This window comes from Pseudoduganella sp. UC29_106, from assembly GCF_044055365.1.
GTDB lineage: Bacteria > Pseudomonadota > Gammaproteobacteria > Burkholderiales > Burkholderiaceae_D > Rugamonas.
In genome coordinates this window covers 2,022,220-2,031,822 of sequence record NZ_CP171977.1, presented here as the reverse complement: position 1 = coordinate 2,031,822, position 9,603 = coordinate 2,022,220, and the positions used below count along the sequence as shown (strand labels likewise).

At 62.9% G+C, this 9,603-nt stretch carries 7 protein-coding genes and 1 pseudogene; 5 read left to right on the top strand and 3 right to left on the bottom strand.

Translation table 11 applies throughout. The annotated features are described in order from the left end of the window. Positions 1 to 52 precede the first annotated feature (52 nt). Positions 53 to 2,503, bottom strand: coding sequence for an RNA polymerase sigma factor RpoD (rpoD, locus tag ACHMW6_RS10575; protein ID WP_395407045.1), 2,451 nt, complete (start codon positions 2,501 to 2,503; stop codon positions 53 to 55). 355 nt (positions 2,504 to 2,858) lie between these two features. On the opposite strand from rpoD, the gene ACHMW6_RS10570 reads away from it, so the two are divergent. Next, complete coding sequence (locus tag ACHMW6_RS10570; protein WP_395407044.1) at positions 2,859 to 3,329, top strand: ProQ/FINO family protein; 471 nt, start codon at positions 2,859 to 2,861, stop codon at positions 3,327 to 3,329. Continuing rightward, entirely contained in the window at positions 3,326 to 4,018 is a 693-nt protein-coding gene (locus ACHMW6_RS10565; RefSeq protein WP_395407043.1) for a 3'-5' exonuclease, read from the top strand. The genes ACHMW6_RS10570 and ACHMW6_RS10565 overlap by 4 nt, the downstream gene beginning before the upstream one ends. Here ACHMW6_RS10565 and ACHMW6_RS10560 read toward each other — a convergent pair. Then, positions 3,985 to 5,422 (bottom strand): annotated as a pseudogene (locus tag ACHMW6_RS10560) (PLP-dependent aminotransferase family protein). The gene ACHMW6_RS10565 and the pseudogene ACHMW6_RS10560 overlap by 34 nt on opposite strands. Before the next feature lie 91 nt (positions 5,423 to 5,513). On the opposite strand from ACHMW6_RS10560, the gene ACHMW6_RS10555 reads away from it, so the two are divergent. Next, the gene (locus ACHMW6_RS10555; protein ID WP_395407042.1) at positions 5,514 to 6,212 is read left to right on the top strand and encodes a c-type cytochrome; all 699 of its coding nucleotides are present in this window, start codon (positions 5,514 to 5,516) and stop codon (positions 6,210 to 6,212) included. Positions 6,213 to 6,228: 16 nt separating this feature from the next. Next, the gene (locus ACHMW6_RS10550; protein ID WP_395408576.1) at positions 6,229 to 7,503 is read left to right on the top strand and encodes a c-type cytochrome; all 1,275 of its coding nucleotides are present in this window, start codon (positions 6,229 to 6,231) and stop codon (positions 7,501 to 7,503) included. 63 nt (positions 7,504 to 7,566) lie between these two features. Here ACHMW6_RS10550 and ACHMW6_RS10545 read toward each other — a convergent pair whose 3' ends face one another. Next, a complete protein-coding gene (locus ACHMW6_RS10545; protein ID WP_395407041.1) occupies positions 7,567 to 8,679 on the bottom strand; it encodes a type IV pilus twitching motility protein PilT in 1,113 nt (370 codons plus the stop codon). 544 nt (positions 8,680 to 9,223) lie between these two features. On the opposite strand from ACHMW6_RS10545, the gene ACHMW6_RS10540 reads away from it, so the two are divergent. Then, positions 9,224 to 9,541 (top strand): hypothetical protein, encoded by a 318-nt coding sequence (locus ACHMW6_RS10540; protein WP_395407040.1) that lies wholly within the window; start codon positions 9,224 to 9,226, stop codon positions 9,539 to 9,541. The last annotated feature ends 62 nt before the right edge of the window (positions 9,542 to 9,603 follow it).

Below are 9,603 nucleotides of genomic sequence, written 5' to 3'. Positions count from 1 at the left end.
CAGGTTTAAGCCTTGGGTTTATAAAAAAGGACGCCGAAGCGTCCCTTTTCGATCAACCCTGGGTCAGGAAAGTCTTCAGCTTGTCCGAACGCGAAGGCTGGCGCAGTTTGCTCATCGCCTTCGCCTCGATCTGGCGGATACGTTCACGGGTCACGTCGAACTGCTTGCCCACTTCTTCCAGCGTGTGGTCGTTGGACATTTCCACGCCATAGCGCATGCGCAGCACCTTCGCTTCGCGCGGGGTCAGGGAGTCCAGCACTTCCTTGATCACATTGCGCATCGAGGCGTGCATCGCGGCGTCCAGCGGCGCCAGCGTGGTGTTGTCCTCGATGAAGTCGCCCAGCTGGGAATCGCCATCCTCGCCCATCGGCGTCTCCATGGAGATCGGCTCCTTGGCGATCTTCATGATTTCGCGAACCTTCGATTCCGGCATTTCCATCTTCACCGCCAGGGTAGCCATATCCGGCTCGGAACCGGTTTCCTGCATGATCTGGCGCGAGATGCGGTTCATCTTGTTGATCGTTTCGATCATGTGCACCGGCACGCGGATGGTACGGGCCATGTCCGCGATCGAACGGGTGATGGCCTGGCGGATCCACCACGTCGCATAGGTCGAGAACTTGTAGCCGCGGCGGTATTCGAACTTGTCCACCGCCTTCAGCAGGCCGATATTGCCTTCCTGGATCAGGTCCAGGAACTGCAGGCCGCGGTTGATGTACTTCTTCGCGATCGAGATCACCAGGCGCAGGTTAGCCACGGTCATTTCGCGCTTGGCGGTGCGGGCGCGCTTCTCGCCGGCTGCCATCTGCTTGTTGATCACGCGCAGGTCGGCCAGCGGCAGCTTCACGCGCTCCTGCAGGTCGATCATCTTGTTCTGCAGTTCCTTGATGGCAGGGACGTTACGGCCCAGCACAGCGGAATACGGATGGCCCGCGGCCACTTCGCCGTCCACCCAATCCAGGTTCGTCTCGTTGCCCGGGAAGACCTTGATGAAGTGGGCGCGCGGCATGCCGCAGCGGTTCACGCACAGTTCCAGCACGGCGCGTTCGATCGAGCGCACCTGTTCCATCTGCGAACGCAGGGTGTCGCACAGCTTTTCCACCACTTTCGCGGTGAAGCGGATGCCCAGCAACTCGTTGGAGATGATGTCCTGCGCCTTCTGATAAGCGGCGGAGCCGTAGCTCGCCTTGCCCATCTTGTCGTACTGCGACGAGATCAGGGCGAACTTTTCCAGCGCGTCGACTTTCAGCTGCGCCAGCTGTTCGGTGGAGAAGCCGGCCGCACCGCCGTTGGCGTCGCCGTCTTCGTCCTCGTCCAGCTCTTCTTCTTCCTCGTCTTCATCGCTGGAGGGCGCAACGTGACGCGCCGGAGCGGCCGGGACGTTCACTTCGTTCAGGTCCACAAAGCCATCGACCACGTCGTCGACCTTCATTTCATCGTTTTCGATCTTCGTCGCCAGGGACAGGATTTCTTCGATGGTGGTCGGGCAGGCGGAGATGGCCTGGATCATGTCGCGCAGGCCGCCTTCGATACGCTTGGCGATCTCGATCTCGCCTTCGCGGGTCAGCAGCGCCACGGCGCCCATCTCACGCATATACATGCGCACCGGATCGGTGGTACGGCCGAAGTCCGAATCCACGGTGGACAGCGCGGTCGCCGCGGCAGCTTCCACTTCATCGTCGCTGGCAGCAGCCGGCACGTTATCGCTCAGCAGCAACGCTTCCGCATCCGGAGCGCGCTCATAGACCGCGATGCCCATGTCGTTGAAGGTCGTGATGATGCCTTCGATCGCTTCAGGATCGACAATGTTTTCCGGCAGGTGGTCATTGATCTCGGCGTAGGTCAGGTAGCCGCGGTCCTTGCCCAGATTGATCAGGTTCTTGAACTGCAGGCGGCGCTTTTCCATCTCCTCCGCGGAGGAGCCATCGGCCATGCTCAGCGCGTCCAGGCCCTTGGCCTTGCGCTCACGCGCCTTGGACGCCGCCTTCATCTCGGCGCGTTCCACGGCGTTCAGTGCCGCCACTTCATCGTTCTCGGGCGTGAACTCGCTCGGCTTGCGGCCGCGGCGGCCCGGCACCTTCACTTGCGGCAGCAGGTAGCCGGAGGTATCGATGGACGCCAGTACGGCGGCATCTTTCACTTCGGTCACGGCGGCCGGACCGCTGGTCACGGGCGCAGCTTCGACCTTGGACTTGCGGGCACGGGTCACCTTCGGGCGGTCCGGCGTTCCGGTGGGCGCTTCTTCGACGGCGGCAGCCAGCGGCGCCGGCTTGGCGGCGCCGGTCTTGCGCACAGTCTTCACCTTCACCTCGGACGCGGCTTCCACCGGCGACTCAACCGGCACAGCGGCCAGGCGACGGGTCTTCTTGACGACGGTGACTTTGCCGGCTTCCTCTTGCGCGTTGTCGATCACATACGATAAAGTAGGTTTCGGTACAGCCAGGTTGGCGGCAGCGGCCGGCTTCTTGGCGGACAACGTAAGGGTTTTCGGCGTTTTCGTCATTGAATATCTTCCTTTGTGCGCCAACAGGCACACAACTCGATTGTTCGGGTTGGGATCATCCGGAATGAAAAAAGCCCGTTGTACGGGCCTCGTTCCGCTATGTATTCAGTGCTGAATAGAAGAGAGGGCACATGCCCTGCGGCTGGACTACTAAGGGCGGCGCGGCCCCGGTCTACAACTCTTTACCAAACTGAATCAGCACCGTGCTGCATTTGGTGCGTCGATCATTATACACAGTTTGTGCGCGCGCCGCACGTGCCATTTCGCTGAGCAAAACAACATCATGGCAGGAAATGCAATGCGTCTACCCCTTGTGCATGGTATGCTGGCGACTTCCGAGTAACCCCTGAAGTCAATGAACACTAGCACTACCCCTCAGGCACCGGCCACCGAAACTCCGGCCGCGCCGCAAGCAGTAGCGCAGCCTGCTTCGCAGTCTGCACGTTCCCTGCTCAAGCAATTGCAGCAAGATTACGCTCCCTTCCGCGATTGTCTGCCCCTCTCTATCGGCATCGACAAGCAGATTGTGGCGGCCATCCCGGATATCAACCGTAAATTGATGCGTGCCGCACTGGGCATTCATACCAGCTCGCAGCGTTATCTGCGCGGCATGGAAAAAGCGACCGTGCGCTACAACCTGGACGGCAGCACCGGCGCCGAAGTGACGGACACCCACCGCAAGCATGCCAAGGAAGTGCTGCAGGAACGCTTCAAGAAGGAAGCCGAGCGCCGCAAGGCAGAGCGCGAAGCCGCGGTCGCCGAGGAAGCCGCGAAACGCCGCCAGGAAAAGCTGGAAGCGCTGACCGCCAAATTCTCACGCAAATGATCGACACGCCGGAAACCGCCCCCGAACTGCCACCCTACCCCGGCATTCGACTGGACGACGTACGGCTCGTGAAGTCCGCCGCCGACGCAGCCGCCGCCCAGGCGGCCCTGCTGGCCGCGGACGCGATCGGTTTCGATACCGAATCCCGCCCCACTTTTGTCAAAGGTGAAAGCTCGGACGGCCCGCACCTGGTGCAGCTGGCCGACGACAAGCACGCCTGGCTGTTCCAGGTCGGCGCCGATCCCACACCCTTCCTGCCCACGCTGCGCGCCATCCTGCAATCGGAATCGACGCTGAAAGTGGGCTTCGGCCTGACCGACGATATCAAGCGCGTGCGCGCCAAGCTGGGCATCGAGCCGCTGAAAGTGGTCGACCTGTCCGTGGTGCTGCGCGTGCCGGGCCAGAAGAATGACCTGGGCGCGAAGAGCGCGGTAGCCAAGTTCTTTGGCCAGGCATTGCAAAAGTCCAAGAAGATTTCCACCACCAACTGGGCCGCGCCGCGCCTCAGTGAAAAGCAGATCCTCTACGCGGCGGACGACGCCCAGGTGGCCCTGCGCGTGTTCCGCCACTGGATTGCGGCGGGCAATGTGCTGCCGCCCATCCGTCCACCCAAGCCGCAGAAGCCAAAGCGCGCGCCGCGTCAGGCAGCGCCGGCTCAGGCCGCGCAGCCTTCCAGGCCAGCCGACTGAGCACAAGCCAGCCGGCCCAGCGTGGCAACGGCGGCCGCATGCCGCTCATCCCAGATGTGCCCATAATTCAGCCGGATGCAATTCCTGAATTCGCGCTTGGCGCTGAACATCGGCCCCGGTGCGATGCTGATGCCTGCCGCCAGCGCCTGCCGATGCAGTTCCAGCGCGTCGCATTGCTCGGGCAAGGCCAGCCAAAGGAAATAGCCGCCTTCGGGACGCGTCACGCGTGTGCCGGCCGGGAAGTGCTGGGTAATCGCATCCAGCATGCAGCGCTGCTGCGCGGCCAGCGCCGACCTCAATTGACGCAGGTGGCGCTCGTAGCCGCCCTGCCCCAGGTAGGCCGCCAGCGCCAGCTGCGAAGGCATGGCGGCCGCCAGGCTGGTCGTGATTTTCAGGCGCTCGACCTCGCGCGCGAAACGGCCCGGCGCGGCCCAGCCGACACGGAATCCCGGCGCCAGCGACTTCGAGAACGAACTGCAATGCATGACCAGGCCTTGCGTGTCGAAGCGCTTGGCCAGCGCGGGCCTCTGCGCACCGAAATACAGTTCCCCCGTACACATCGTCCTCGATCAGCGGCACGCCGTGCGCGGCCAGCAGCTCGACCAGGGCCTGCTTCTTCGCCGGCGGCATCAGGCTGCCCAGGGGATTGGAGAAGCTGGTCATCAGCCAGCACGCCTTGGGCTGGTGCTGCGCCAATGCCGCAGCCAGCGAATCCAGGTCAATGCCATCACGCGGATGCGTCGCCACTTCCACAGCCTTCAGGTCCAGCCGCTCCAGCGCCTGCAGGGCCGCGTAAAAACTGGGCGACTCGATCAGCACCGTATCGCCGGGGCGCGCCACCGCCTGCAGGCACAGGTTGAGCGCTTCCAGGGCGCCATTGGTGATCACGATATCGTCAGCCGGCACTTGCACGCCATCGAGCTGGTAGCGTAGCGCGATCTGGCGCCGCAGTTCCGCATTTCCCGGCGGCAGGTCCGCCACCGTGCTCCATGGGTCGATGTGGCGCAGGCTGGTGGCGGCAGCGCGCGCCAGCTTTTCAAGCGGGAACAGCAAGGGGCTGGGGAAGGCCGAGCCGAAAGGCACGATGTCCGGCACGCGGCTGGCATCGAGCACGCTGAATACCAGCTCGCTGACATCGACGCGGGTCGATGCGGGGTCCGGCCTCGAAGGTTCCGGCTCGGGAGCCGGCGGAGCGCGCCGCGCCGCCACGTAATAGCCGGAGCGCGGACGGGACTCGATCAGGCCGCGCGCCTCGAGCAGATAATAAGCCTGGAACACGGTCGAAGGACTGACGCCGCGCCGCTCCTGCTGCTGCCGCACCGAGGGCAGCCGCTCGCCTTCGCGCAGCACGCCACTGGCCATCAATTCCGCTAGTTCGTCGGCCAGCGCCTCATACAGCTTCAAACTGATCCCCTCTTTTCCTACCACTTTTGATCCTGTCATTCTTCGGCGAGCAGGCGTATCCTTGGCATACACCAAGAATAACGGATGCATCATGCGAATTTTCTCATCAATCGTCCTGCTTGTGGCTGCGCCGCTGCTGGCCCATGCGGCGCCTCCTGCTCCTGCCAAGCTGCCGGACACCATGGAGCAGCGCGTGGCCGCCTGCGTGGCCTGCCACAAGGCCAAGGAAGAAGGCGACGCCTTCTTTCCCCGCATCGCCGGCAAGCCGGCCGGCTACCTGTACAACCAGCTGCTGAACTTCCGTGAAGGCCGCCGCAAGTATCCGATGATGTCCTATATGGTCGAACAATTGCCGGACGCCTACCTGCGCGAAATCGCCCAGTACTTCTCCGACCTGCACCCGCCCTACCCGCCTCCGGCGCCGAACAGCGCCACGCCGGCCATGATCGAGCGCGGACGCGTCATCGTGCACGAGGGCGACCAGTCGCAGAGGGTCCCGGCCTGCATCGCCTGCCACGGCGAGAAGCTGACCGGCGTTGCGCCCGCGATCCCTGGCCTGCTTGGCTTGCCGCGAGATTACATCAATGCGCAATTCGGAGCATGGCGCAACAAGGTGCGCAAGGCGCATGAACCGGACTGCATGGCCGACGTTGCCAACCGCTTGAGCGAGGCCGATGTGGCCGCGGTGTCGGGCTGGCTGGCGAGCCAGCCGGCCGATGCCGAGGCCCGCCCCGTCGGCACCGAAGTCCTGCCGCGCTGGGTTAAATGCGGCGGCGTTCCACAAAGCTGATTTGTCATGAAAAAGAATAATTCAAACCATCATCGCTATCGTTGCGCTGCTGATCGTTGCGGCCGCTATCTACATCTGGCCCCGGCGCGATGCGGGCCCGCCACCGAGTGCGGCTTCCAAGGCCATGTCCGCCGCGGACAAAGTCGCGCGCGGCGCCTACCTGGCCAAGGCCGGCGACTGCATGGCCTGCCACACCACGCGCGGCGGTGCGCCGTATGCGGGCGGCCGCACGCTGCAAACGCCGTTCGGCGGCGTGGTCTCGCCCAACATCACCTCCGATGCCGCGACCGGCATTGGCCGCTGGAGCGCGGACGACTTCTGGAATGCCCTGCACAACGGCATGTCCCGTGACGGCCGCCTGCTGTATCCGGCCTTCCCCTACACGAACTACACCACCGTTACTCGCGACGATTCGGATGCGCTGTACGCCTACTTCCAGACCGTTCCGGCCGTGAAGCGCGCCAGCCAGCCGCACCAGCTGCGCTTCCCCTACAACCAGCAGATCGGCCTGGCCGTGTGGCGGGCACTCTTCTTCAAACCTGGCGTGTATGAAGCGGACAAGTCCAAGCCCGCCGACTGGAACCGCGGCGCTTATCTGGTAAACGGCCTTGGTCACTGCGTGGCTTGCCACAGTACCCGCAATGTGCTGGGCGCCAGCGACAACAGCCTGTCCGGCGGCCTGATTCCGGTGCTGGGCTGGTATGCGCCTTCGCTGACTTCCGATGCCGAAGCGGGACTGGGCAACTGGCAGGTCGAGCATATTTCCGATTTGCTGAAGACGGGGATTTCGCCGCGCGCCACGGTGTTCGGTCCGATGGCGGAAGTGGTGCGCGAGAGCCTGCAGCACCTTAGCGACGAAGATATCCGCGCGATGGCCGTGTACCTGAAGTCTTTGCCGGCCGAGCATGAGGGACGCCCGCAGTATGAGCGCTCGAAGGAGGCGGAAGCCATTGCCTTCCTGGCTGCTGGCGAGAAGATTTACCGCAAGGCCTGTATGGACTGCCACGGCGAGTCGGGCGAAGGCATTCCGCCGCACTACCCGCCGCTGTCCGGCAACCGCGCGCTGACCATGGACGAGGCGGTGAATCCGATCCGCATTGTGCTGAATGGCGGCTTCGCGCCGGGCACGGCCGGTAATCCGCGGCCATACGGCATGCCGCCGTTCAGCCATTCCCTGAACGATCTGGAAGTGGCGCAGGTGGTCAGTTACCTGCGCAGCGCCTGGGGCAACAACGCGCCCCCTGTTTCGAGCGTGGACGTGAACCGTTACCGCAACGTGCCGCTCGATTAAAACCCACGGCCTAAAGCAGGTGTCAGGCACATCGTGCCTGACACCAGGTTTCCGCCGTTGGTTTTAATTGACGTCGGCGAACCCGATCCGGTCCGTGGTCGCATTGCGCGCATCATCCACGCTGACCTTCTTCCTGGCCAGCAGCACGCGCAATGCCGCGTTCATCGTATGGCACCCTTCCGAATCCTTATGCTCCATGAGCTGCCGGATACCGGACAAATTCGCTCCTTCGATCAAATCCTTCACCTCCGGATTCACGGTCAGCGACTCGGTGGCGAGGTAATAGCCGTCCGCATCCTGCGCCGGCAGTAAAGCCTGGCACAGCACGCCGCGCAGCGCATGCGCCAGCGCCTGGTTCTGCGATTCCGAATTCCCCAGCAAGCGCATCATCTTTTGCAGCCCCAGCTCCGTGGAGCGGGCATGCAGCGACGCCAGTACCAGCGGACCCGATTCCGCCAGCGCCAGCGCCTCGCGCGCCGTTTCGGCATCGCGGATCTCGCCGATCACGATCACGTCCGGACGCTCGCGCAGCGCATCCTTCGCGCCCAGATCGAAGGTTTCCACGTCGCCGTCGAAGCCCACCTCACGCTGGGTGATCACGCATTTGCGCTGCGGGATCAGGGTTTCGACCGGGTCCTCGATGGTGATGATGTGGCCCGAACGGGTCTTGTTGATCTCGTCCAGCATCGACGCGATGGTGGTGGACTTGCCCTGGCAGGTGTCGCCGATGATCAGCAGCAGGCCGCTGGTCAGGTGGGCGAACTGCGTCTCGTTCGGACGCAGGCCCAGCGACGCCAGCGGCAGCGGTTCGCGCGGGAAGCGGCGCACCACGCAGCCCAGGCGTTTCTTGCCCTGGAAGGAGAAGCAGTTGGCGCGGATGCGCGCCGTGTGCAGGTCGATCGCGCGGTCGAAGGCGCGGTCCTGGATGCGCTCACGCCAGTTCGGCTCCACCACTTCAAAGAATTCCTCCAGCTCCTCGCGCGTGATCGGCGAATCGCTCACCGCCACCATGCCTTTCGGCTGGCGCAGCAGCAAGGGGCTGTTCTGATGGATCAGGATATCGCTGAATACCAGTTTTGAGTTCAGCAGGTGCAGGATCTGTTCGACCAGGGTGCCAAATACCGGATGATCTTCGTTCTCGATATAGGACAGGGTCCGAATTTGCGAGTTTTCCATGTGCCTCTGCTTCCTCTGGTGGTTTTGTACAGCTTGCCATGATTCTATTTCATTTGCGCAACGGATATAAGACCCTTGCATCCTAGGTACAACAGTTGACCCGTCCCACTTTGAGCGTAGAATGAATTTCAGGGGGATCCGATCATGCCTGCTACTCGCGCCATCCTGCTTGCTGCCGCACTTGCTGGATTGGCTACGTCCGCCGCGGCTCAAACCTTCGAGCAGCGCTGCGCTTCAGAGATCAGCCTAATTTCACCATCCGCTCCGTCCATTCCGGTTATCGCGTCGACAACACCGTCTCGACCAGGGTCCTATTCCAGCGCCGCATGCACGCAATTCAAGGTGACATGACTTTGGGTTTGACCTCGGCGACGTCCCGCGTCCAGCTGGATACGGACGGCAAAGTGCTGGTGGACGTCGAATCGGGGCGTGGTGCATCGCTCCCCGAGTCGAAATAGAGCTTCGGTATCTCCCTTTGCACGTGTATGTGGCGCGTGAGTTCACACCGAGCGGCTGTCCTTATCGTACGGTACTTGCGCACGAGATGGATCATGTACGACTCTACCTTGAGCATTTACCGAAGGTGGAGCAGCGCATCCGAGCGGCATTGAATGAGCGCTATGACGGCAAACCTGTCTTTGCCTCGACCGGGCAGGCGCTGAATATCCTGAACGACCAGCTGGATACATGGCTGTGGCCAATGATCAAAGCCGAAATGAAGCGCGTTGAACAATACCGTCAGGAGCTGGACGGCTGTGAAGAGCAACATCGCCTGAGCATCGCCTGTAACGGGGAAGTCGCCTACGATGTTCAAGGGCCGATGCTGAGAAACAGGCGCCGCCGGAACGAAGCGGATCATTGATCCGCCGCTGTGTCGCCCGGGGCAGGTCCGCCCCAACGCCACCCATTTGCATTCTGTTACCC